29 protein-coding genes are annotated in these 21,917 nt (G+C 40.6%); 24 read left to right on the forward strand and 5 right to left on the reverse strand.

The genetic code is table 11. The annotated features are described in order from the left end of the window. The first annotated feature begins 118 nt into the window (after nt 1–118). The 6 genes from QM738_RS20835 (at nt 119) to QM738_RS20860 (ending at nt 5,061) form a co-directional block, all read left to right on the forward strand. Nucleotides 119–1,021, forward strand: coding sequence for a hypothetical protein (locus tag QM738_RS20835; protein ID WP_462278688.1), 903 nt, complete (start codon nt 119–121; stop codon nt 1,019–1,021). 186 nt (nt 1,022–1,207) lie between these two features. Then, nucleotides 1,208–1,693, forward strand: coding sequence for a hypothetical protein (locus QM738_RS20840; protein ID WP_462278689.1), 486 nt, complete (start codon nt 1,208–1,210; stop codon nt 1,691–1,693). Between the two features lie 27 nt (nt 1,694–1,720). Beyond that, nucleotides 1,721–2,464, forward strand: coding sequence for a DUF6896 domain-containing protein (locus QM738_RS20845; protein WP_462278690.1), 744 nt, complete (start codon nt 1,721–1,723; stop codon nt 2,462–2,464). A gap of 18 nt (nt 2,465–2,482) precedes the next feature. Further along, nucleotides 2,483–2,728, forward strand: coding sequence for a hypothetical protein (locus QM738_RS20850; protein WP_462278691.1), 246 nt, complete (start codon nt 2,483–2,485; stop codon nt 2,726–2,728). Between the two features lie 211 nt (nt 2,729–2,939). Further along, nucleotides 2,940–3,485, forward strand: coding sequence for an SRPBCC family protein (locus QM738_RS20855; RefSeq protein WP_462278692.1), 546 nt, complete (start codon nt 2,940–2,942; stop codon nt 3,483–3,485). Nucleotides 3,486–3,633: 148 nt separating this feature from the next. Continuing rightward, nucleotides 3,634–5,061 carry a hypothetical protein gene (locus QM738_RS20860; protein ID WP_462278693.1) on the forward strand — a complete coding sequence of 476 codons (1,428 nt, stop codon included), beginning with the start codon at nt 3,634–3,636 and terminating at the stop codon, nt 5,059–5,061. Nucleotides 5,062–5,127: 66 nt separating this feature from the next. Here the strand turns inward: QM738_RS20860 and QM738_RS20865 are convergent, their stop codons facing one another. Continuing rightward, on the reverse strand, nt 5,128–5,490 hold the full coding sequence (locus QM738_RS20865; RefSeq protein WP_462278694.1) for a hypothetical protein: 363 nt from the start codon (nt 5,488–5,490) through the stop codon (nt 5,128–5,130). A 249-nt stretch (nt 5,491–5,739) separates the two neighbouring features. On the opposite strand from QM738_RS20865, the gene QM738_RS20870 reads away from it, so the two are divergent. From QM738_RS20870 to QM738_RS20930, 13 genes are all read left to right on the forward strand, one after another. Continuing rightward, nucleotides 5,740–6,420, forward strand: a complete 681-nt coding sequence (locus QM738_RS20870) for a hypothetical protein (protein WP_462278695.1) — start codon at nt 5,740–5,742, stop codon at nt 6,418–6,420. Between the two features lie 38 nt (nt 6,421–6,458). After that, the gene (locus QM738_RS20875) at nt 6,459–6,989 is read left to right on the forward strand and encodes a hypothetical protein (protein ID WP_462278696.1); all 531 of its coding nucleotides are present in this window, start codon (nt 6,459–6,461) and stop codon (nt 6,987–6,989) included. Between the two features lie 53 nt (nt 6,990–7,042). After that, entirely contained in the window at nt 7,043–7,426 is a 384-nt protein-coding gene (locus QM738_RS20880; RefSeq protein ID WP_462278697.1) for a VOC family protein, read from the forward strand. Nucleotides 7,427–7,463: 37 nt separating this feature from the next. Further along, nucleotides 7,464–8,054 carry a hypothetical protein gene (locus QM738_RS20885; RefSeq protein ID WP_462278698.1) on the forward strand — a complete coding sequence of 197 codons (591 nt, stop codon included), beginning with the start codon at nt 7,464–7,466 and terminating at the stop codon, nt 8,052–8,054. 64 nt (nt 8,055–8,118) lie between these two features. Continuing rightward, entirely contained in the window at nt 8,119–8,727 is a 609-nt protein-coding gene (locus QM738_RS20890) for a zinc-dependent metalloprotease family protein (protein WP_462278699.1), read from the forward strand. A gap of 23 nt (nt 8,728–8,750) precedes the next feature. Then, nucleotides 8,751–9,401 carry a class I SAM-dependent methyltransferase gene (locus tag QM738_RS20895; RefSeq protein WP_462278700.1) on the forward strand — a complete coding sequence of 217 codons (651 nt, stop codon included), beginning with the start codon at nt 8,751–8,753 and terminating at the stop codon, nt 9,399–9,401. A gap of 5 nt (nt 9,402–9,406) precedes the next feature. Further along, on the forward strand, nt 9,407–9,880 hold the full coding sequence (locus tag QM738_RS20900) for a hypothetical protein (protein ID WP_462278701.1): 474 nt from the start codon (nt 9,407–9,409) through the stop codon (nt 9,878–9,880). 9 nt (nt 9,881–9,889) lie between these two features. Further along, nucleotides 9,890–10,333, forward strand: coding sequence for a hypothetical protein (locus QM738_RS20905; protein WP_462278702.1), 444 nt, complete (start codon nt 9,890–9,892; stop codon nt 10,331–10,333). A gap of 385 nt (nt 10,334–10,718) precedes the next feature. Beyond that, on the forward strand, nt 10,719–11,303 hold the full coding sequence (locus QM738_RS20910; RefSeq protein ID WP_462278703.1) for an STM3941 family protein: 585 nt from the start codon (nt 10,719–10,721) through the stop codon (nt 11,301–11,303). A 26-nt stretch (nt 11,304–11,329) separates the two neighbouring features. After that, on the forward strand, nt 11,330–11,686 hold the full coding sequence (locus QM738_RS20915; RefSeq protein WP_462278704.1) for a VOC family protein: 357 nt from the start codon (nt 11,330–11,332) through the stop codon (nt 11,684–11,686). A 38-nt stretch (nt 11,687–11,724) separates the two neighbouring features. After that, complete coding sequence (locus QM738_RS20920) at nt 11,725–12,108, forward strand: RidA family protein (RefSeq protein WP_462278705.1); 384 nt, start codon at nt 11,725–11,727, stop codon at nt 12,106–12,108. 164 nt (nt 12,109–12,272) lie between these two features. Next, the gene (locus tag QM738_RS20925; protein WP_462278706.1) at nt 12,273–12,905 is read left to right on the forward strand and encodes a DUF6985 domain-containing protein; all 633 of its coding nucleotides are present in this window, start codon (nt 12,273–12,275) and stop codon (nt 12,903–12,905) included. 44 nt (nt 12,906–12,949) lie between these two features. Continuing rightward, on the forward strand, nt 12,950–13,450 hold the full coding sequence (locus QM738_RS20930) for a hypothetical protein (protein ID WP_462278707.1): 501 nt from the start codon (nt 12,950–12,952) through the stop codon (nt 13,448–13,450). Nucleotides 13,451–13,465: 15 nt separating this feature from the next. Here the strand turns inward: QM738_RS20930 and QM738_RS20935 are convergent, their stop codons facing one another. The 3 genes from QM738_RS20935 to QM738_RS20945 form a co-directional block, all read right to left on the reverse strand. Continuing rightward, complete coding sequence (locus QM738_RS20935; RefSeq protein WP_462278708.1) at nt 13,466–14,971, reverse strand: T9SS type A sorting domain-containing protein; 1,506 nt, start codon at nt 14,969–14,971, stop codon at nt 13,466–13,468. Nucleotides 14,972–15,469: 498 nt separating this feature from the next. Continuing rightward, nucleotides 15,470–15,988, reverse strand: coding sequence for a DUF4199 domain-containing protein (locus QM738_RS20940; RefSeq protein WP_462278709.1), 519 nt, complete (start codon nt 15,986–15,988; stop codon nt 15,470–15,472). A gap of 110 nt (nt 15,989–16,098) precedes the next feature. Beyond that, nucleotides 16,099–16,578 (reverse strand): helix-turn-helix transcriptional regulator, encoded by a 480-nt coding sequence (locus QM738_RS20945; RefSeq protein WP_462278710.1) that lies wholly within the window; start codon nt 16,576–16,578, stop codon nt 16,099–16,101. A 501-nt stretch (nt 16,579–17,079) separates the two neighbouring features. Here QM738_RS20945 and QM738_RS20950 point away from each other — a divergent pair. From QM738_RS20950 to QM738_RS20960, 3 genes are all read left to right on the forward strand, one after another. Then, nucleotides 17,080–17,610 carry a hypothetical protein gene (locus QM738_RS20950; RefSeq protein ID WP_462278711.1) on the forward strand — a complete coding sequence of 177 codons (531 nt, stop codon included), beginning with the start codon at nt 17,080–17,082 and terminating at the stop codon, nt 17,608–17,610. A gap of 3 nt (nt 17,611–17,613) precedes the next feature. Beyond that, nucleotides 17,614–18,987, forward strand: coding sequence for an NUDIX hydrolase (locus QM738_RS20955; RefSeq protein WP_462278712.1), 1,374 nt, complete (start codon nt 17,614–17,616; stop codon nt 18,985–18,987). A gap of 87 nt (nt 18,988–19,074) precedes the next feature. Further along, complete coding sequence (locus QM738_RS20960) at nt 19,075–20,061, forward strand: hypothetical protein (protein WP_462278713.1); 987 nt, start codon at nt 19,075–19,077, stop codon at nt 20,059–20,061. A gap of 24 nt (nt 20,062–20,085) precedes the next feature. Here QM738_RS20960 and QM738_RS20965 read toward each other — a convergent pair whose 3' ends face one another. After that, nucleotides 20,086–20,304: a helix-turn-helix domain-containing protein gene (locus tag QM738_RS20965; RefSeq protein WP_462278714.1), complete on the reverse strand. Its 219-nt coding sequence runs from the start codon at nt 20,302–20,304 to the stop codon at nt 20,086–20,088. Nucleotides 20,305–20,396: 92 nt separating this feature from the next. On the opposite strand from QM738_RS20965, the gene QM738_RS20970 reads away from it, so the two are divergent. Further along, a complete protein-coding gene (locus QM738_RS20970; protein ID WP_462278715.1) occupies nt 20,397–20,582 on the forward strand; it encodes a hypothetical protein in 186 nt (61 codons plus the stop codon). Between the two features lie 848 nt (nt 20,583–21,430). Next, on the forward strand, nt 21,431–21,805 hold the full coding sequence (locus QM738_RS20975) for an RDD family protein (protein WP_462278716.1): 375 nt from the start codon (nt 21,431–21,433) through the stop codon (nt 21,803–21,805). Nucleotides 21,806–21,917: the final 112 nt, after the last annotated feature.

Consider the following 21,917-nt stretch of genomic DNA (forward strand, 5'->3'; position numbering starts at 1 on the left):
CAATGCAGCATCGAAATAAAAACTATTGTAAAAGAAATACTATGTCCCCATATGGTTTTATTTCCCTTCAGGCAGCATTTCTCTTTCTTCCATCATCTGTATGGTATAAATTTTCTTTATGAGAAGCACTATTACCCTCCCCCGGCACATTATCATCCTGGTACTTTTTATTAGTGGCATGGCTGTAATGCACAGCTGCCAAAAATCGCCCGGTACCCAAAATACAGTGGCATCACAACTGGATAGTATTGTATCCGGTAACTCCAGCATACATTTTATGTACGATGCCCAGGGCCGTGTAATTGAAGACAGGTACCAGGTGGCAGATACCCTCCAGGAACGCAATGTGTATGAATACAATGGAAGTGATACAATGCCTGCCAAGAAAAAGCATTATCATCGCTGGGATGCTAACCCCGATGCCACGTCGGTATTTTTGTACAACAGCAATAAACAAAAAACATACGATTCCACCTATTTCCCCGGCAGTACCGATCATACAGTGATCAAATTGAATTATTATGCATCCAACAGGATCGCAGTATTAAAAGATCAGAATTTTGCCAATTACACATCGCATAACTGGGTAGCCGATACGGTGTATCTCGGTAGCAATCAGCAGATTGACAGCCTCAGGGTATATACCGGCGCCAGCCAAAGCATATATGGTACGTGGAATTATTGGTACACCAGCAAGTTTTCGCAGTACGATAATCAACAGAATCTTTTTGCGACCTTATCCAGCAGCAGGTCTGATTTTTATCCCATTGATCTGAACAACTTTGGAAGCTTTACCACCAACAATTTTTATCCCGTACTGGATTATTACAATCAAACCAATGCGTGTACAATAGCCACCGACATAAAATACATCAATTATTTCGGACCTTATTCACTGTTTCAAAAACAGTTCCAGTTTAATGCCGACAATTTACCTGTAACAGAAAAGATAACCTACACCTATACTTATATGGGTAACAACTTCAGCACCATAACCGATTACCGGTTTGTGTACAAGTAAAAGATCCCTCTACACTCCTATGTTCCCTATGTGCCTATGTGGTAAATTGTCGCTGATAAATACAGGTAAGGTGGAAGGACATGAATTGCTTTTCTATAGTTGATGGGGCAGTTATGTTTTACCCAAACAAAAACCTTGTCGTATATTTAAATTCCAACAGCAGCACTCAGGCTCCTGTAATAAAGCATGAACATAGAATCAATAGTAGGAACCAGGAGCTGGAAAAAATGGCTATTGCCAACTTTGATCGGAGCTTTTTTTGTTTCACTTGGAATCTATGGTACTTGTATACAGTATGAGAAAAAAGGATTTATAAGTATTCCAATGCTTTTATTCAGTGCGCTCTTTTTTATAGCCTTTCTGTTTCTTTTTTTGCAGCTTCTTGACAGGAAGCCGCTCATCATCATCTCCGAAAAAGGAATTGCAATGCGAAAGAACAGCATACCCTTTGCAGGTTTAAAACAATTTGAGTGGACCGAGATATCCTGGTACCGTACTACACTAAGGGTTAACAAGGGAATTATAACGCACAGATTATTTATTGGAGGAGATACACTGAATAAAGAATATTATACTGAAATTTCGGCTTTGAATGTGAGTGAATACGACATTCTTAACAAGCTCAGGCGCTATGCGTATAAATACAATATCCGCCGGGAAAGGGATAAATAAGCCGAAAAATGTAATAAACAAATTTTAATGTTCGATGATATCGTTGCGCTATTTATATTTGCTGCATTGAACAGAACAACGGAAATATTTACCATCAATTCCCTGGAACAGCTACCGTCGATGGACTTTATCCGGTCGACCCCGCGGCATAAAGCTATAAAACTCGTTTTCAGTCCGCTTGTACAGCACAAACGTACAGCTATTGGTGAGGATCTGCGAAGAGCGCTTACCGGGTTTACAGTAGGTACACATCTTATTGAACCGGAGATCAATATTGCCAAATTGATCACCGATGAAGAAATAGAAACACATCAGCTGTTTTTTGAGCAATGTGCAAAAGACTATCGCGATCTTGCTACGGCATTAATTAATAAGCTTGCCCAAAAAATGGCTGTTACCATTGACATGGAATATCCTTTAAATTCATTTGGAGTTGCCTACAGGAACAATCAGCAACGGGGTAAGGTAGAAGGCTGGCAATATTTTTTTCATGGCATCCACTGCGCTTTTAAAAAACAACGTACCGGGCAAATGATAGAAGCCAGCCTGGTATTTGCCAACGAATTTGGCGAACTTGATCCTTATTTTTTTACAAGATATATCCTTACCTCCCGGGAATACCATCCGCTGCCAGTGGATATTTACGAAAGCTTCGCGGACGGGGCGAGGATAATAGAAAAAATGGTATCGCTTGGAAAATTTGAAAAAATAACGGGGGCTATGAACAATTACTTTGGCACTTTTGTAACAGACAAGAATAAACTAATTTAAAAATACTTCCACTGAGATATGAAACTTAAAAAGAAAAACATCCAGATTATTTTATCTGTAGTAAGTGTTTTCATATCTGTATTTGTCGCTTTCCTGTTTATAGACCCCAATGCGGAATTCATCAACGAATCAAACGGAGCTACCGGTACAGCTTTTGCTGATTTTGTTACGATGTTTATTTTTTTCGAAATAGTATGGATGATATTGATCTGGGGCATCCCGGTATTATTTGATAAAAAGAAGGACCAGCAATCAAAAGAATAAATCATAATTTTCTCTGGCGCCAGTGTTTCTCCCCCAAAGTGAGCCCACTGGTATCTTTTCCCCTGGTCGGTGCCCCCACCGACCGGAACCTCTGGGTAATGCCGGGGTCTTCATTATATGGCTTTGTGCGTTTGTATGAGACTCCGGCAGCCAACTTATCCGCCAACAGCTTATATTTGTCAGTACTCTTCATCACTAAAGCTATACTGCCATGCACATCATCCTTACCATATTGTTTATAATTGCCGGTATCATTGTAGTGCTGCTTATATGCGGGCTTTTTATGCGAAAGGTACATTATGTAAACCGCGAGCTCATCATCCATGCACCGGTGCAAAAAGTATTTGAGTTTTTAAAATTTTTAAAAAACCAGGACCAGTTCAATAAATGGGCAACAGCCGATAAAGAAAACAGGAAAGAAACATTTACCGGAACCGATGGAACCGTAGGCTTCATCTACGCCTGGAGCGGCAACAAAAGCGCCGGCCAGGGCGAAAAAGAGATCATCAATCTTGTAGAAGGGAAAAAAGTGGAGACGGAGATCCGCTTTGTAAAACCAATGCGTGTATCCGCCAGGGTTATCTTTGAAACCACTGCCCTCCCCGATGGTCAAACAAAAGTGAATATTATCAATACCGGTACTTTAAAATATCCATTGAACGTCATGATCCCAATGGCAGAAAAAAACTTTCCCAAAGATCTGGACGCCAGCCTGCTACTGTTAAAAGATATCATGGAAAACAACCCCGGTAATTAAGCATTAAACAAAACCTCGGAATTCACTACTCACTACTCACGATTCACGTCTCACGTCTCACGCTTCCCGCAATCAAAAACAGGTAGTACTACGCTATTAATCCTTTAAGGCAAACTGTACTTTGTGCACCACCTTAAATCATTCCAACATGAAACGAAATGCAACGCTGGTGCTGTCGGCAATTGTATTTATGCTGCTATTGGTATACTGCAATTCCAATTCCGAAAAAGATAAAGCAACCTATATCAATGCGGTGCTTGCACCTGATTCACTTTGCCTGGTGCAGCCTTCCTGGTTTCCACACACTCAAACACCGCCGCCAATGGAAGGCATCGGTAGCCCCTTTGATACTTCCAGCACCACCAACCAGATCTTTCACCAGTGGTCGCTCAATAAATTCTTATACCTTACCAAACCCGATGCAGGTGGTGCCCCGCTTTTTTTAAATCAGCAGTTGGTAAAGCAGGTAACCACGCAGATGAATCCTGTTAATATACCACCGGGCACCCAGTTGGTATTGCAGGATATTGCGCAGGCAGGTTTTGCAGGTGCTGTACTCCGCACCAATCCTTCTTATAATAACGGTAACGGTGACACTGTTTTTTATTCCATCCACATGAACCCCATCATGTTCAATTATGCAGATTCGATAGTAAAAGCAGGCGTATCACCGGCCAATGAACTTACATTTCCTGTCGGTTCTTTTGAAATGAAAGTATCCTGGGTACCAGCAAGGGCAATTCCAGCAGCTAAACTGCCGATGTATTATACTGCGACTGCATCATTATCGAGAGATGGTGGCAAAACATTTACAAAAACAACCATGGCTTTATTAGGTATGCACATTGTGGGTGTGGTGCAGAATCATCCTGAATTCATCTGGGCTACTTTTGAACACAGCGACCTGGCGCCCAATTATAACTGGAAAGCCAACACCGCCAGTACAACCGCCGATAAAGTATTATTTAAAACCGGCAGTGTTAGCGGCATCGGCGGCATCGTGTATGATACCACTACCAAACTGGGGCAACCACCTTACCAGGTATTCGACCTGTTCCAGTATGGTGTACCGGTTGACAGTACCGGCAATTATATGACCACATCGCAACAGGAGCCCATAAACTTCAACAATGTGCAGGGCATCAATCAATGTGTGCAGGCGCAACTGCAGGATGTGTGGAAGAATTATTTTTACAACGGGTCGCTCTGGCTCAATATGGATGGCACCACGCCCCAGCAACAGGCGAAGATCATTGATAGCCTGAAGCAGAATATCAGCAATGGCACACAAGGAAGTTTTGCACGGGGCAGTATCAATTGCGCCAATGTAACGATGGAGACATTTACACAAACCTTTCAAACAAGTATCAGCAAAGTAAATGTGACCACGCTGGCCAATTGTTTTTCCTGCCACCATGCACCCTCATTCGCCGGTGCACAAAATACATCGCCGCTGTATCTCAGTCATGTCTTCCAGGGCTACTTATTAGAAAAACAAGGCAATACCGTACAGCAGGTGGAAGCTCAGAAGCTGAACGAAGAAAGGCTTACATTGAAACGATTAAGAGTGCAATAATCAACCAGGCATAATAAAAGTAAAGCCGGGCTTACAACCCGGCTTCTTTTATATTTTAAAACAGGTTTAAATTGAATTAGCCACACCCCTGAAGAACTGGATGGCTCCAAAAATAATAGCGCCCCATGCCACTACATAATGCCCGCCGCCTTCGCTGGCTGCAGAATAAGTGGCAATTGTAATGATGGTGCCACCGGCGCACCAAAGGCCGCCATACAGCATATCTTTATTGCCCCGTTTCCTTTTGGCTGCTTTTATCTGGTCATCAATATTGTCCACCACTGTTTGGGCGGCATTTTCATTCAGGCCCTGTTCAACAAGGGATTGCCGCGTTTCCCACGCAGTTTTGTTTTGAGTAACCATCATGTTGGCGGCATAATTGTACAATTGGTTCACAGCTTCCTGTTGCTGTTCGGGTGTATGTTCCATAGTAGGTTTGAGTTTAGGGTGGTTAAATATAGGCAGTAAAAGCCAATATAGCAAGCAGCGCAACGGCATTAATTTCATTTTTAATTAACAGGTTGTGTATTATCTTTAAACCGATGCGTAATTGAACTGTGGTTCAGGTAGGCGAAGCCGTTTACTTTAACTATATTATTTTCAGAGCCGTACTCCTAACTTTATTCATTACCAGCAGTTTGGCTTAAAAATGGCTTCTAAAATAAACTTTACCCTAAAATGAAAAAGACATTTATTCTGTTGGCCTTTTTTTTTCTTACTGCGCCCCTTTTTTCGCAGGAGTATCGAGATCCTGCTGACAGTATCGTTAAGAGTACCCGTCTTTCAGGTGATGATTGGATAATAGGACTTTCAGTATCCATAGCCGGCGGTGTTGAGATGTATGATTCTTTAGGAAATAAATTGTATGAAAGTGGCGAAGGTTTCTATACACTTTCCATGATAAACAAGCAGACCGTTCTGAAGAAATTTGAATACTATTATCCAGAAAACAGCTACCATGCTAAGTTGAAACTGAAAAGGAATCTGAATATTTCTGACAATAATATTTGCCATTATACTAAAGACAGTATTGAAAAGGCTGCCAATGAATGGATTTGCCCCAATATTTATTCCATAACCACTAAGGATAGTATCAAGGTTTACAGTGTGCAGCAAAATGCAGATCATGCTCCCGTTTATGATATCTGGTTGAGAACAATGGATTCATCAGGTTATTCCCATTTCGGCCACATCAATCTGTTCGATTTTCATTTTCCTCCACAACTGGAGGCTGATTTCTTTCATGAAAATTTAAATCTCAAATACAATACCAGTACATTTATTTACCGTGCCTTAATAAATTATTTCAGGCTTTTAGAAAAATATTTTAACGTAAGAAGTCTCGAGAAATTCTATTAACAGGAATTTTCAAACGCATTATTTTACAAGACGCTTTTATGAATCAATTATTCATTTCCATAACATTCCTATTTACCGTATTTTGTTCCTGCGGTCAGCACAATGCCGGTAACCCCGGAAATGTTAATCTAACTAAACCAGTTGGCACGGATACTCCTAAAAAAACATTCCGCCTTGATACCAACATTATTGCAATACTGCCTGCCGATAAAGTAAGATCCTATATTTTCCATGGCAACAAACCAATGGAGCTGACCAATAATGACCTGGCTGCTATTGAACACCTGCTCACTGATCGTATCAAAAAACACAATGCCAGACAGGATACCACCAAAGAATTTTCCGAATTTATTGATCTGAAAAAATATAAACGGCAATATGTGCCTTATATAGATAGTAATGGAGAAAGAAAAGTATACATCAATTGCTTTTGTATAGATGACTTTGGGTTCAACTATTGGAAAACACAGTTGGTGGAAGTAGATGATGGCGGCAGTTGCTTTTTCCAGGTAGTAATTAATTTAACCCGGCAGAAAGATGAGTGGTTTACAATAAACGGATATGGATAAAACAAAACCATTATCCGGCCATTTGGATTGAATACAATATTAAACCTTTAACCATGCAGGCAAGTCTTAAAACGATCATTATATTTTGTGCCGACGTTGAAAAGCTGGTACAGTTTTACCAACAATATTTTGGATTAACAATTATGGGCGAAGCAAATGCCCACTGGACAGTGCTGGATGCAGGCGCTGTGCAACTGGCCTTTCATAAGATCGGCGAACAATTTATGCCCTCATCAACGGCGGAATTTAAAGTACAGGATAGCAATGTAAAACTGGTGTTTGAAATTGATACTGATCTTGCAGCTTTCCGGCAAACATTGCTGGATAAAAAAGTAGCAATGGGTGACATAAAACATTTTACTGGCGCTGCTTATATTGCATGCGATGGTAAAGATCCGGAAGGCAATATATTTCAACTGGTACAGCAATTGAGTTGACACATTGATCCAAACAACAATCAATAAAACATTCCTTATGCCTTTTATGAACCGTATACTGGCAACAATACTGATCTGCTTTCTTTTTACAACAGCATCCCAAGCGCAGGGTAAACAATACGATACATTGTATCATAAAATGTTCTTCAATGTTTTTCTTCATAAACCGGATAGTTCGATACTTGGTTTTGTTCAAACCTACTTCCCGCAATATGCAGAAGATACAACACGGCATGAATGGAGCCTGTATCCACCAGGTTATATGGATACTTTTCCACCTGTACAGAAAACAGAACATAATTTCCTTTTTACCAAACACCCGTTTTTCAACATCACATGTATCCAGGGAAAATTTGAAATACTGGCTACAGAGGTAAAAGGCTACCTGCCCCGCATAGAAAAACCGGGAATAGTGTTCCTGTTTAAAAACAAAACGGATGCAGAAAAAGCGCTGAATTATTTTATTCAGAAATTTACAGCAGTCAGCAAAATAAAAACCATTAAACGTACAGCTGATAGAACAACCGCTACTTTCTCCGATGGAGATAAAGGCTATTCTCCAATGGTATTTACCTTATACAAGGATGAGCTAAGTGAAAACAGGTACAATGTACGTTTTGGTTTTTAACAGGATCAATAATGTTACTGCGCCAGTTGTATGTTTCAGACAGCTTTATCAAATAAATTCCCTCATGAAATACTATTGCCTCATTATTCTGATTACAGTTATACTGCCCTGCTGCAGGCAAAAAGAAAATAAACCCGGTGCTCCAAAACCCAATGCAGACATGGTTGTAAGGATACAGCCTTTTACAGATATGGATAATGGTGAAGTGCAGCAACTGGCCAGGGCTGTACAAAAATTATTTCCCAGGGTCATCATTAGTCCTGCTGTGGAGCTACCGCAGTTTGCCTATTATGCTGCAAGGGGAAGATACAAGGCCGACTCCCTGCTGAAATATTTAAAAGCAGTGGGCAAACCGAACGAGATACTGATCGGCGTGACCACTCATGATATCAGCACCAGCAAAGATGCCATACCCGATTGGGGCGTAATGGGTTTGGGAAGCTGCCCCGGCAGTTCCTGCGTTGCCTCCACATTCCGGTTGAACATGACCAAAGGGAAAGAACAATTATTTAAAGTGGCCATTCATGAACTGGGGCATAACTTTGGTTTGCCGCATTGCCCCAATGCAGGTTGTTACATGCGTGATGCGGAAGGCGGAAATCCTACTGACGATGAAAAAGATTTTTGTGCCAGCTGCAAACAATATTTACGCCGTTATTATTGGAAATTATAAGCAGTGCTGTTTAAACCAACATCATGAACAACGATCTCTCCTCCTACTATCACCAGCGTGCAAATGAATACGATAAAGTGTATGCCATCCCTGCTGAACAGCAGGACCTTGCAGCCGCAACAAAAATATTGCAGCCCTTATTTGCTGATAAAACGGTATTGGAAATTGCCTGCGGCACAGGTTACTGGACAAAAGTATTGGCTGTAGTTGCCAGCTCCATACTGGCAACCGATATCAACGCAAGCGTGATTGCAATTGCCCAGGCAAAAAATAATGCGCCCAATATTCAGTTCCATGTGGCAGATATGTACCAATTGCAAACGGGTACAAAATACGAAGCCCTTTTTGGAGGATTTATTTGGAGCCATATACTGCTGCAACAACTGGATGTTTTTTTACAAATCATTACCCGGTTGATACTACCGGGAGGAACGATAGCGTTTATCGATAGTAAACAGGTGGCAGGTGGCGTGCATGATGATAGCAGTATTGCTGTAACCGACGATAATGGCAATACCTATCAAAAAAGAAAACTGGAAGATGGAACGGAGCATACGGTGCTGAAGAATTTTCCTTCAAAAGAAATACTGCAGCAAAAGCTGTCTGCATTTTGCTCCGCGATCACTTATACCGACCTGGAACATTACTGGATTGTGACCGGTAAACTGAAGTAACCTGGATGAAAAAAATACTGATCATCATATTATCCCCGCTCCTCCTCTTTTGTTCCTGCAAAAACAAACTGGCAGATGTATACAAAAAATTCGGGACCGGTCAGAATAAAGAGCGGCAACAACTGCACCTCGTGCCCGTAGATTCCAGCCTGCAGTGCAACGAAGATATTTCGGCAGAAGACAGGCGTTTTATTTTCCTGCATAAAAAAGAAACAGAACTGGCAGCCCCGGCCTACCTGCGCAAAATAATACTGCTGGATGCCTCCAAACAAACGATCGCTACAGAGGAAGATCATTTTAAAAATCCCCTGCAGAAAAAATACCTGATCACCAGCCACGACTATACTACCAGCACCACCACCATTGTATTGCAGGATATACCAGGCACTACTTCTGTAACATTGGATAATATGCAGGCCGATAGTATTTTAAAGAACTGGGAAATAAGTGACAATCCATTTAGTACGACATTGCACTAAAAAGACTGTGTGAAACAGGTACAATCATTACTACAAGTATCAATACTGGTTATGCTGAACAAATTATTTTTCCTGGTGTTTGTATTTTCTTCCCTCACCGGTACTGCGCAAATCGCAACAAAAGATATTAAATACGGCAACATCAGTTTTTCTGCATGGAATGAAGACACGGTACATCCTGTTCAGTTCCTGGTGCTTAAAGAAAAGTATTTCAGTTACAGCATGGTGATGGACGATAGTACAAAAACGAAGGCTGGTTATCATGGCACAATCGCACTCAACCCTACCCGTGATACATTATTCCTCCATTATTACAAACACCGTACGCCTGCCGGCTTTAAAAACTACCTTGTAAAAGAAGCTTCCGGCAATTATCTCATCCAGTTTTTCGACAGCAGTACAAAGCGTATCTTTATGCGGATACAAAACCTTCATTTAACGTACGATTTCTAATAAGTGATTATGGAAGAAGAAGCAGTGGTAATAATAAACTGTCCGGTATGCGGCAGTAAAGCGATATTCAGAATCTCCCTGGAATAGAGAGCAAAATCTTAATATTTGTCCTTCAATTGATGGAAAAGCAACCTGCTCTACCTGTGGTTATCATGCAGCAATACAATTCTCTAATAAACTGTATTATTATAAAATTGATATTGCAGGCCGGGAATTATATGCCCGCAACCTGGATAATTTAATTGGAATAAGGAATTGCATACAGAATAATATAAAACCTGAAGAACCAGAACTTGATTTCCCTAAAGTATTCCATCAAAATAAAGCGGAATTGATTAAAAAAATAAACGCCATAATAGAGAAAGAGCGACCTTAAATTAAAAGAATGAATCCTGTCCATACAATTGAAATTTCACTCAGCAAAAAAAAGATTCTAAGATTTTTAATTTCAGGTATTTTCTTCCTCGGATGCGGAATATGGATGATCGCTTCACAAAAAACAGGTAACAGATCTTTTGGTGATCTATTGCTGCAATTTATTGCCTGGGGAGGTATAGCGCTTGGCCTTTTTTGCGTTTATATCTATCCCAAACAGTTATTCAATAAAAAGCCCGGCCTGGTAATAAGCGAAGAGGGCATTTATGATAATATAACAGCTGCTAAATTCGGACTCATTTTGTGGCCGGATATTGAAGCAATTTTTGAAACAGCATTTCCATTACAGGCTTCAACACAATATTTTATAACGATCAGTTTATTTGATCCGGAGAAATACATAGCGAGGCAAAAAAATACACTGAAAAGAAAGCTGCTTTTAGCCAATGCAAAAAAATATGGTTCGCCGGTTTGTATCTCTGTCCACGAACTAAACATCAGCCATACCGAACTATTGCAACTACTGAATGCGGCATTTGAAAAGTACCAGCAAAGCCGCCTGGATACAATTGTAGGCCACAACAGCCAACAATAATTACATTTGCCTGTAAACGGCATACCATGAAAATACAAAAAGCCATTCCCATCCTTTACGCAAAAGATGTATCACTAAGCATCCGCTATTTTGTGGAGCAATTAAAATTTGAAGAGCAATGGGAATGGGATGCACCGCCTACTTTTGGCGGTGTGGTAATGAATGATGTAGAGTTGTTTTTTTGTAAAGACAACCAGGGGCATCCCGGCACATGGCTGAGCCTGGTTGTGGATGATGTGGATGAATATTACGAATTGATAAAAGATACCGGCGCAAAGATTATACACCCGCCCACCACGCACGAATGGAACATGCGGGAAATGCTGGTGGAATGCCCCGATGGCCACATGCTCCGCATCGGCCACAATACAGCATGCGATTGATACAGCACCAAAAATAATCATCACCTTAAACTGATAATATGGAAGGCAGAATCAACTTCAACACCACCAAGGTAGCCCGCATGACGCAGGTATTTCCACAGGCTGTAATAGCAGGTGGGTTTATATTTTTATCCGGCATGCCGGGGCTTGACCCCATTTCGGGTACGGTACCCAGTGATAGCTTTGAAGAACAGGCCAGGCAAAGTTTCTTAAACATTCAAACTGTGTTGGAAGAAGCCGGCAGCAGCATGCAAAAGGTAGTACGCACCACTATCTACATGGTTACGGGCAACGATTTCAGCATCGTCAATAAAGTGTATGCAGAGTTCTTTCCTGAAAATGCACCGGCAAGAAGTACGCCGCAGGTAATGCCTTTTCCGGCAGGGATACTAATATCGGTGGAATGTATTGCGTTGGTGTAGAGATGGCCCGCAGATAACGCGGATTACGCTCCAAAGGAGTCCTTCGGACAGATAAACCTTAATTCCCTTAATTCCTTAATGGTTTATATTTCTTCGTGTTTCTTTCTGCCTTCGCGCCTTAGTGGTTCCACCTTAATGCCCCTTAACTTCTTAATGGTTAAACTATGAACAACATCACTCACTTAACACCCGGTACCCTTATTGGTGATAATTACCAGGCAACCTTACAACTGCCCGCCTGGCAAGGCTATCAAAGCAGGCAGGGATCTTATAATGGAAGAGATAAGGATGCAGTATCTGACGGTACCGTAAAAGTATTTGCCGATGGGCGAAACACGGATACCGGCAAAGCCTATACGCAACAGCAGGCCAATGCCATAAAATATGTAATAGAAAACGATGAAAAGGTAAGAGATGCCATACTGGCCGCACTCTTATCCGAAATGCCATCATTTGTTGACTCCTACGAAGATGGCATGCCCATCATCAACAGCATAGAAGATTTTAAAAACAATATCGGTCTTTCCATCATACACATTATGCCTGCCGATAAAGAAGACCATGCCTATGTAGGATTTGAATTTGGCTGCGAGTGGGACGTAGAACATGGTATGGGCATTATGACGCATAAAGACCGCATTATCTCCATTGGCCAGGCCGATGTTGCCTTCGACGACTGGATCACTTATGAAGATAACGGCAGTTCCGAAGCAGAAGAAAAACGCTGGAACGAAGAAAACCCCGGATGGCAGCAACGCCTGCAGGCCACTAAAAAACCGTGGTGGAAGTTTTGGTAAAATTTGGACTTTGGGCATCTATAAGATAAACCTAAATGCATGCGATGACCAAAACAAGTTTTAAAATACTACTGCTGGGGCTGATCTTATTAACCGGCTGCAAGCAACAACAAAGTCCCGAAAAATTAATCGCCAGGTTCTATACCAACAAAGCACTTTTTGATAAACTGGTAACAACACTTACGAATAATAAAAAGCTGGATTCTCTTTTTTACCGACAACCGGAAACAGGAGAAGCTGACCTGCCAGATATTAAGGATGCTTATCCTGATGTATATGAACTATTAAATAAACTGGGAGTTACAGTAGCCTTATCCAGCCCAAACATTTGCAAAATATGCCCCCGCTGGTATTATTTAAAAACAAACTGGCCCGGGGAGCATCCAATATATTTCATTTACAACTTTACTGACTATAGCCGGGATTCAGCAGAGAATGTAAAAGGCTTTTATAAAATAGATAAATACAAAAATGAAACATGGGGCCTTGGAGATAACTGGAAAATGTTCAGCTTTGCCCATGTAATCGATGATGTTAAATACTAAACAGCTTTATCCCTACTACTGCACCACCACCTTCCCCGTCACTACTTCCCCATCTCCCCCGTTTATTTTAATGATATAAAAACCTGCCGGCAGTTTACTGTTCTGCGTAAGCTGTATGCGTGTGGGCACCGCAGCTGATATTTTAGCAAGGCTTTGCTGTGCCACTATACGGCCGTTAACATCCAGCACGGTAATATGTGCATTGCTGATATCGGCGCCGCTTTTAAACAATACATAATTGCTGTTGGTAATAGTAGGGTAAAATAAATATTCGCTGCTACCCTGCCCTGTGCGTACATGCACTGCCGTAATGTTGCTGTAAGTAATATGCCCATTACGGTCGGTTATCTTTAAGCGGTAGTACCAGGTACCGGTGGGCACATTTTTATCGCTGGCATTGTATTGCAAAGTATTACCTGCGGCAGTGGTAAAAATCGTATTAAAGTTAGTACCATTGCTGCTGCGCTCTGCCGCAAACTGTTGCGGATTGCTGCCTGCAGCCACGGCCCAGTTCAGCTCCACATCATTATTATTTAGTGTGGCCGTAAAGCTGGTCACATCCACCGCCAGTATATTCAGCAGTTGTGCGGTAATGGAAATGCGGTTATCGCCCCCGTTCTCGTAAAACTCCAGCACTAAGTTATACGTGCCACTCAGCGTAACCACCGGCGACATAGTAGTATTGTACGATTGGTCGTACCATCTATCTACCAGCCAGGTGGCGCCACCGTCTATGCTTAACCGGTAGCCATCGTCGCCACCTACGGTAAATAAATAATTGCCATTGGTAAAAGTTTTGGTAAGGCGGTAGCGGGCGCTAAAGGTTTCGGTTTGCACATTGCAGGCGCTGGTGGGGTACCACACATTGCTGCCGCCAAAGCTTTCATCAAAGTTCAGGCTGCCGGTGCTGCCTTCGGTAACCATGCCTTGGTACAGGTTAAAGTTGGTGCCATCGTAAATATAGCCGTTCCATATATTATTGCTGCCGTACAGGGCGGTATTTTCGGTACCTACACATGCGGCCGATACATCAAAACTTACGCGGTTGCCGCCCTGGTTCTCGTAATATTCCAGTACCATATTGTACGTGCCGTTCAGCAGGCCCAGGTAAGTGCGGGTGGTATAGCTCTGGTCAGCCCATTGATCAATGATCCAGGTGCTGCCGCCATCAATGCTTAAGCGAAAACCATCATCGCCACCCACGGTAAATAAATAATAGCCGCTGGTAAAAGTTTTGGTAAGCTTATAGCGCATGCTGAAGGTGCTGGTAAATATGCCGCAGCCATTGGTGTTGTAGGTTACATCATCGCCACCAAAGCTTTCATCAAAATTGGGGCTGCCGGTATTGCCCTCGTTTACATAGCCGCTGTAATTGGTAAAATCGGGGTTATCGTAGGCATAGCCTATCCACACATTATTGGTGCCATAGCTTACCTGGTCGCCGAGCGGCGTACAGCTTTGCGCCTGGGCGCGGCAATAAAAAAACAGCAGGCAAATAAGGGCAATGGTGGGCTTTCTCATATAATCAGGATATTGAACTTGCCCAAACAAACGTAGTTTTACGATACTATATTGCGTTTTTATCTACAAAAAATGTAGAAAAATATCTATAGCTGTACGAAAAGTCGCTACAGATGATGTCGAATGTGGGTCGGGACGCTCTTAGCGGCCTGAACCATTTTTAAACCGCTGAGAAAAGGAGAAGCAGAGTTTACGCAGAGTATTCATGAGTTCCCCCTTTAGGGGGCGGAGGGGGTATAAAAAAGCCCCGGTCAAGAATGAGCCAGGGCTATGTATTTATTCACCTTTAAAAAAGAGATATGTAGTATTTAGTGGCCCCGGCAATGCTGTTCTTTCGGCTGGCAACTAAGCCAGTACCGGCCGGAGCGGAAGTAAAAGTACAGTAATTTTTGTTAAATGCAAATGTTTTAAACCACTAAGCCACGAAGGCACGAAGAAACACGAAGAGTTAACCATTAAGAAATTAAGGTAATTAAGATATCCTCTGTGCAATCCGCGCTATCTGCGGGACTTCTTCAATATCGCCGCCGCAATCAAAGATATGATCAGCCCCACCGGCAAAATCTCAACATAAGTAAACAGCACCACCATTACCGGGTTTTTATACAGCTGTACAAAATTGTCCATATCCTTAGTTTCGGCAGCAATTTTAGCAGCATCTGCCCCGCTGGCTTTTAATTTATCCAGCATGGCGGCCGCATATTTTTCTGCAAAATCGGGGATGAAGCAATAGAGATCGATGAGCCAGCCAATAACATACAGCGTGGAAGCCACCAGGGTAATGAGCAAGCCTATTTTAAAACCCTTGCCAAAGCTGATGACGCCGCCATTGAATTTATCGCGGAAGTTTTTGATGCCTACAAAAATGAGCGAAAAGCCCAGCAGCATACTGGCATAGCCTATCCACATGCCGCCTTCGAAGTTGCCGTTTTTGTGGTAAAGGCCCATGGTGATAAAGAAAATGCTGATGGGGATAAAGCCGGCGATGAGCCCGTTTACAAGAACAATTTTTTTCATGATGATAGTTTTGATGATGCTGTAAAACTGCGCAAAGGCTGCGGCATTTCGTTCATACTTTCGGGTGATTTTATGAGCTGCACCATATTTTCATACCAAAGCAGTAGCCATTAAGGTATCAGGCGCAGCCTTTTGGCTTTATCGATGGCCTGTGTGCGGCGGCTTACATCCAGTTTTATAAAAAGGTTGGCAGCATGCGTTTTAATGGTATTGAGCGAAACAAACAGCCGCCCCGCAATTTCGTTGTTGCTCAGCCCTTCGGCCATCAGCTGCAGCACTTCCAGCTCTCTTTTGCTGATGCCCAGGCGCTCCATTTCGGCCTCGTTAAAAACAAAGGTGGCAGCTTTTTCTACCGGCACTTCTTTTATCACCACCTGTCGTTCTATTTTTGGTTTGGTAAGTTTAAGCGCCAGCCATATACCCAGTCCGGTAAAGATCACCGCTATGGCGCCGATATAAATTTCAAAAGCATGATCGAATAAAATAAACCGCAGCTCCAGCCAGCGCAGCAAAAACAGCAGCACGGCCAGGCAGGCACCGTACAATATTACCGAGCGGTTTTTATGGATCGCATTTCGCAGCTTCGTCATTGATGGCAGGCAGTTTTTTCAAATGTAAAGCATTTTGGTGAGTGGTGAGTAGTGAGTTGTGAGTTGGGGTCGGGCCTGGGTCGGGACGCTCCCAGCGGCCTGAACCATAACTGAAGGTTGCCGCCGGTTCGAATCCGCTAGGGACTTTTGGCTAAAACCTTCTGATCCGTAGTCAGATGCTTTGAGATTGCGCAACAGATTTTGATTCTGCCCGTCCAAAATTTGCGGGTTTTACGTATTGTATTTTGAGTAAAAAGTTTTTACCTTGACGGCACCTAATAAAATCATCCAATATTTTTTGCGACCAGATTACCATTGTTTTAATGGGAATTAGTTATTCCTTCTATACAATTTCATCCTACGGGAACAGAATGATTAGCTTATGAATAGCTACTATAAGGTTATACTATTTTGATTGGATATAGTTAGAATTATATCCATGAATAACATTTAATGAATGCTGCTTTTAAATCTATAAACACAAAGTCCCAAAAAATAAATATGAATAATAAAAATGAATGGTTTAAACTCAACAAAAGGAACAGAACATTCCTATACTGGTATTTAGGTTTTTTGCTTTTGTTTTCTCTAATTGCAGTAGCCCTGATTATTTTTCTTAAAAATGATTTTATTAATAAATTAAATATAGAGAAAACTGCAATTTTAGGATGCATTGTATTTCCTTTATTTGGCAGTAGCTTATTTTACATAAGAAAACTATATAAAGCTTGCATAAACCTTGATCTTATTGAACCTGTTACAAATGAAGATAGAATTCGACAAGATGGAATTATTTTTTATTTTGTTTTGAGGCCAATCTTTTCTATTGGATTTGGCCTTTTGCTTTTTCTCTCTTTTAAAATTGGTGTGTCTGCAATGGCAAAATCTGCAGAATTAAATGATGGCTTTATTTATTCGTGTATGTTTTTCTCTTTTTTTATTGGCTATTCATCTGGCGATGTAATTGATAAATTTGAAAAAGTAGGAAAAAAAATAGTTGCAGGTAGCTTCGAAACAAAAAATGAAAATTAGTATATGGCATTAAATAAAGAGTCTATTAAACTTTTAGAGGATAAAGCTAAAAAGTTAAAAGAATTGAAAGATAAACATGGTAAAAGGCGGCCAGTTTTAATAGAATTTTGTGGCACACCTAAATCAGGTAAAACAACATCAATCTCTGCCTTAAATATTTTTCTTAAAAGAAATGGATTTAATACTGAACTTGTAGGCGAGATGGCGGGAATTTGCCCAATCCCTAATAAAACTCATCCACATTTTAATTCATGGACTCTTTTTTCATCTTTAGCAGAAATAATAAAACACTATTCAAACAATATTATTGATTTTATAATAGTAGATCGTTCAATTTTTGATGCCTTATGTTGGTTCCAATGGTTAAATACATCAAATGACGAAGCTCCTTACTTAGACGATATGACTTTTAAATCGTATGAAAATTTATTAATTGGGAGCAAACTGTTATCGAGCCTCTTTAGTTTAACTTTGGTTTTTAAAGCAAACCCAGAAGTTTGTATGAAAAGAGAATTCTCATTTTTACTTACAGAAAAATCCGGATCTATAATGAATGAAAATGTTTTGTGCTCTTTTAATAATGCGATTGAAAGTTGTTTAAAGAAGTATGAATCGAAATTCAATAAAATCGTAACTTTCGACACTTCAAATGAAGAAAGACCAGAAGAAGTAAATAGGCTTGTGACGGAAAAAACATTGGATGCTTTATTAGGTCTTATTAAGGAAGATATTGGCTATTTACCTGTTACGGTTTCAAGATTGCTACAAGAAGGCGTAAATGATTTTTCAATAATAAAAAATGAGAAAATCTATTTTGGGGATAGAGATGTTGTTGAAGAAACAGATAGTATACAACCAATACCCATCGCGGTAATCACAAATGAAACTAAAACAAAGGTATTAATAGTACGAAAATCTGACAAAAAAGCAGAAAGAGGATCTCCTGAGAGAAATCGATATCTTTTATATACTGGCGGACATATTCGTCATGAAGATAAAAATGGCGCTGATAACAATTTATTAGAAATTTTTAAGAATACTTTACATAGAGAAATATTTGAAGAAATTGGAGAATCAATTTATCCAAAGGATATTGAACCATTTTTAATTTATAATAGCGAAAATAATAAAAGTAAAAAGCATCTTGCAGTTTGTTTTGTTATTCGGCTAAACGATTTTAATCATAAAAATTTTAAAATCGTGACAGAGGAATTGGTAAAGAAAACAGGTAGTTCAAAAAGTGGTCATAGTTTAGATATTTCCGAAGTTGTTGAGAATTATTCAGATAATCTTGAGCCGTGGAGTTCGAATATCTTAAAGCATGTTTTTGGCGCATTTCCTTATGACAAACAACTAGATTTATTTATGGATACATGATGTACATCTCTCAATTAAAAAATGTAGCTTAAAATAAATTTATAATAGCTCAACCAACATCAGAAGTAAAAATAAACTACTATAAAAATGGATTTCTTGGCTTATATTAAATACGAAGGGTCATTAGTAGAGGAAGGTTACTTAGATGCAAGGAAATCTGCTGAAGTACTTATTGGCATTGATGAGGTTTTGCGTTATTTTCTTTATCAAATTGACAGAGATTTTCAAAATCTTGAATTTGAAATCCCAATTCGTATTCGAAAAGGTAGTTGGGAGTCTTTGATTCCTCACACATTAGGACAATGGTTGACAACTGCTGTAGGGGCAGGTTTAACAACGTATGCAAGTACTGCATTGAAAAAAATAGCAGAAAATGACTTTAAAGATAAAGGCGTTGCCGATGTACTTAAAAAAGTAATAAAGTCTATAAAGTGGGTAATAAAAATATCCACTCATGTGAAGTCTTTGATTCAAAAACAATTTGTTGAAGTAGATTTTAAAGAAGAAAATGGAGAAACACTTGTTGGCGTTAAAAATGCCGAGGGCGAAACAATTTATGTTCCTATAGAGTATTTAGAATTATATCAAAATTGCCCTGAACGACTATTTTCGAAATTGACAAAAATTATAGAAGAAGAAAGAGAACTTGAAATTGGATTTAATCCAGATGAACCTTTGGACAAAGACGATACAGAAAAATCTGTCAAAATTGGAATAAATGACAAATATATTTTTACAAAAAAAGAAGAGGATGACACAATATTATTTCCAGAATTAGTGCACAACCAATATGTAGAACTTGAAGGACATGTTTCAAGAGGAAACGAAAACACTAACACTATCGGCTTCGAGTATTTAAGACACATTTTAACGTGTTTACCTTCACAGGGTAACATCAAAAATTATAAAACTTTATTATTCACTAATTGTTTAATAAAAGGTTATATCGATAGAATGGATGATGAAGGAAACATAAATGAGAAGAAACCTCGCATAAGATTTATTGACTTAATAGGACTTCCTAGTAAGGGAGGTAGTCAACTGGGATTATTTGGAGAATCTCCAGCTATATAATAATATTCTAAGTAATATTGCTATCTACACTTTCACCAACTCCCACACCGGCACCTCCAACCCCTTTGCAATTTTATATAAAGTGCCAATAGTAATATTGCCACCCTGGCTAACAAGTCTAACTAAATGACCTTTTTCAAGATTGCATACAAAAGCAAGTTCCTGAAAAGAAAGCCCCTTTTCTTTCCTCTTTTTATCTATATTTTTTCCTACAGCCCGTATAAATTTTTCCTGTTCCGTCATATCCCAATGTTAGAACTATTTTATAAAAATATCGGTGCATTATAGTGCACCGATTGCTATATTCACTATCTTTACCTCAAATCAGTACAATCATGAACACCAAGATCATCACCCAACTGGAAGCACTCTTTGAGGCAGCGCCGCCCGAAAGCCTACGCCGCAGCATTAACCATGTATTTTATAATTACCTGATGCACAGCAAAGCCGCCCCCCAACAATTTTGGCAGTATAATAGAAGACCTGTATTTTTTAGTGTACTTTTTAGAAAGTGCCGATGAGGCTCGCAGGGAGGAACATACCATTACTTAAAGCCCACCCCCTTTCTGCCCCGCCTCAGGCGGGAGCGGCTGCACACCACAAATTAGCCACAAGGGCGCTAAGGCACTATTGGGAAACACTAAAGTGTTTTTTGAGGTCACAAAGGCACGATGTATAACACCAAAGTGTTAGGGGGCTTTCGGTAGCTTAATAAAGGCTGTCCATGCTGGTTTTTGATATCCCCCGGTTTTGTAGCATATATGGCCCGTACCACATCCGTACATGCGCCGTAGTTGCAGCGTACATGAAGCATACCACACTTAAAGCAATCACTACATTCCCCCGGTCATCCTTCGGAGTGGCTTCGGACTTTCTTCGCTTTCCGGCCGTGCCTGCAGCACAAAAAAATTGCAGCATCACACCTCGCCGGCCCTCCCCTACTCACACCTCATGTCTTACCACTTACTTCTCACGCCCCGGTAGTTGCCACTCCAGAGGAGTCCTAAGGACAAAGGCACAAAGACACTAAAGGTAACACTGAAGTGTTACTATTGAGCACTCTGTCCCTAGGACTCCTTTGGAGCGTAAACTCTTTTTTTCTTTTTCTCAGCGGTGAAAAACGGTTCAGGCCATAGACTTATTCCACTCCTGATTGACCAAGCCGGAAAAATATTTTTCTATGTGCCCTATGTGCCTATGTGGTGAACCTTTCTTCATTGTTTCCTTCTAAAATGCTTCTCAGCAGGTTATGTTGTGGTGATGTTTGTAGGTTTTATTTGTGGTAAGGGGCCGAAGTAAAACTTCAGCGCACCAAAGGCCGAAGTACAACTTCGGCGCACTGGAACTGAAGTTGTAACTTCGGTGTACCATGGATAATAACGACACCATTTTTACCGACCTGGTACCTAAAGAAACAGAGGCCAGTAAGCTACAGGCTGTACTCAGCAGCAGTATCGATTTTGCAATTGATATCATGAACATTGTACTCTCCATAAAGTTCAGCCCCCTGCCCGACCTGCTGCGTGCCATGGGCGGCGAAAGTGTGGCATTTTTAATTGGTATGCTGTTGCTGGTTACCCTGTACCGGTTTATCTTTTTGGTGTTCTTTAATAAAACCATCGGCATGATGATCACCCGGATAAAATTACTGAATGGAAATTTAAAGCCACTTTCCACGCTTGAAAAATTAACTTCTATATATCGCACCCGGTTTTCGAAGATCAAGTATTATAAAGACAAGTAAGCAAGCCTTTGCAGTTTTTACAAGAAGCATTTGCCACCAAGGCGCGAAGACACGATGGGTAACACTAAAGTGTTACGCTGGGCACTGTGCGTAAACTCCTTTTCTTTTTTCT

Source organism: Ferruginibacter sp. (genome assembly GCF_049840995.1).
Lineage (GTDB): Bacteria > Bacteroidota > Bacteroidia > Chitinophagales > Chitinophagaceae > Ferruginibacter.

What these genes read in the sequence shown, in the direction of transcription:
- QM738_RS20835 (WP_462278688.1), top strand. Translation starts at nt 119, where the DNA reads ATGAGAAGCACTATTACCCTCCCCCGGCACATTATCATCCTGGTACTT.
- QM738_RS20840 (WP_462278689.1), top strand. Translation starts at nt 1,208, where the DNA reads ATGAACATAGAATCAATAGTAGGAACCAGGAGCTGGAAAAAATGGCTA.
- QM738_RS20845 (WP_462278690.1), top strand. Translation starts at nt 1,721, where the DNA reads ATGTTCGATGATATCGTTGCGCTATTTATATTTGCTGCATTGAACAGA.
- QM738_RS20850 (WP_462278691.1), top strand. Translation starts at nt 2,483, where the DNA reads ATGAAACTTAAAAAGAAAAACATCCAGATTATTTTATCTGTAGTAAGT.
- QM738_RS20855 (WP_462278692.1), top strand. Translation starts at nt 2,940, where the DNA reads ATGCACATCATCCTTACCATATTGTTTATAATTGCCGGTATCATTGTA.
- QM738_RS20860 (WP_462278693.1), top strand. Translation starts at nt 3,634, where the DNA reads ATGAAACGAAATGCAACGCTGGTGCTGTCGGCAATTGTATTTATGCTG.
- QM738_RS20865 (WP_462278694.1), bottom strand. Translation starts at nt 5,490, where the DNA reads ATGGAACATACACCCGAACAGCAACAGGAAGCTGTGAACCAATTGTAC.
- QM738_RS20870 (WP_462278695.1), top strand. Translation starts at nt 5,740, where the DNA reads ATGAAAAAGACATTTATTCTGTTGGCCTTTTTTTTTCTTACTGCGCCC.
- QM738_RS20875 (WP_462278696.1), top strand. Translation starts at nt 6,459, where the DNA reads ATGAATCAATTATTCATTTCCATAACATTCCTATTTACCGTATTTTGT.
- QM738_RS20880 (WP_462278697.1), top strand. Translation starts at nt 7,043, where the DNA reads ATGCAGGCAAGTCTTAAAACGATCATTATATTTTGTGCCGACGTTGAA.
- QM738_RS20885 (WP_462278698.1), top strand. Translation starts at nt 7,464, where the DNA reads ATGCCTTTTATGAACCGTATACTGGCAACAATACTGATCTGCTTTCTT.
- QM738_RS20890 (WP_462278699.1), top strand. Translation starts at nt 8,119, where the DNA reads ATGAAATACTATTGCCTCATTATTCTGATTACAGTTATACTGCCCTGC.
- QM738_RS20895 (WP_462278700.1), top strand. Translation starts at nt 8,751, where the DNA reads ATGAACAACGATCTCTCCTCCTACTATCACCAGCGTGCAAATGAATAC.
- QM738_RS20900 (WP_462278701.1), top strand. Translation starts at nt 9,407, where the DNA reads ATGAAAAAAATACTGATCATCATATTATCCCCGCTCCTCCTCTTTTGT.
- QM738_RS20910 (WP_462278703.1), top strand. Translation starts at nt 10,719, where the DNA reads ATGAATCCTGTCCATACAATTGAAATTTCACTCAGCAAAAAAAAGATT.
- QM738_RS20915 (WP_462278704.1), top strand. Translation starts at nt 11,330, where the DNA reads ATGAAAATACAAAAAGCCATTCCCATCCTTTACGCAAAAGATGTATCA.
- QM738_RS20920 (WP_462278705.1), top strand. Translation starts at nt 11,725, where the DNA reads ATGGAAGGCAGAATCAACTTCAACACCACCAAGGTAGCCCGCATGACG.
- QM738_RS20925 (WP_462278706.1), top strand. Translation starts at nt 12,273, where the DNA reads ATGAACAACATCACTCACTTAACACCCGGTACCCTTATTGGTGATAAT.
- QM738_RS20930 (WP_462278707.1), top strand. Translation starts at nt 12,950, where the DNA reads ATGACCAAAACAAGTTTTAAAATACTACTGCTGGGGCTGATCTTATTA.
- QM738_RS20935 (WP_462278708.1), bottom strand. Translation starts at nt 14,971, where the DNA reads ATGAGAAAGCCCACCATTGCCCTTATTTGCCTGCTGTTTTTTTATTGC.
- QM738_RS20940 (WP_462278709.1), bottom strand. Translation starts at nt 15,988, where the DNA reads ATGAAAAAAATTGTTCTTGTAAACGGGCTCATCGCCGGCTTTATCCCC.
- QM738_RS20945 (WP_462278710.1), bottom strand. Translation starts at nt 16,578, where the DNA reads ATGACGAAGCTGCGAAATGCGATCCATAAAAACCGCTCGGTAATATTG.
- QM738_RS20950 (WP_462278711.1), top strand. Translation starts at nt 17,080, where the DNA reads ATGAATAATAAAAATGAATGGTTTAAACTCAACAAAAGGAACAGAACA.
- QM738_RS20955 (WP_462278712.1), top strand. Translation starts at nt 17,614, where the DNA reads ATGGCATTAAATAAAGAGTCTATTAAACTTTTAGAGGATAAAGCTAAA.
- QM738_RS20960 (WP_462278713.1), top strand. Translation starts at nt 19,075, where the DNA reads ATGGATTTCTTGGCTTATATTAAATACGAAGGGTCATTAGTAGAGGAA.
- QM738_RS20965 (WP_462278714.1), bottom strand. Translation starts at nt 20,304, where the DNA reads ATGACGGAACAGGAAAAATTTATACGGGCTGTAGGAAAAAATATAGAT.
- QM738_RS20970 (WP_462278715.1), top strand. Translation starts at nt 20,397, where the DNA reads ATGAACACCAAGATCATCACCCAACTGGAAGCACTCTTTGAGGCAGCG.
- QM738_RS20975 (WP_462278716.1), top strand. Translation starts at nt 21,431, where the DNA reads ATGGATAATAACGACACCATTTTTACCGACCTGGTACCTAAAGAAACA.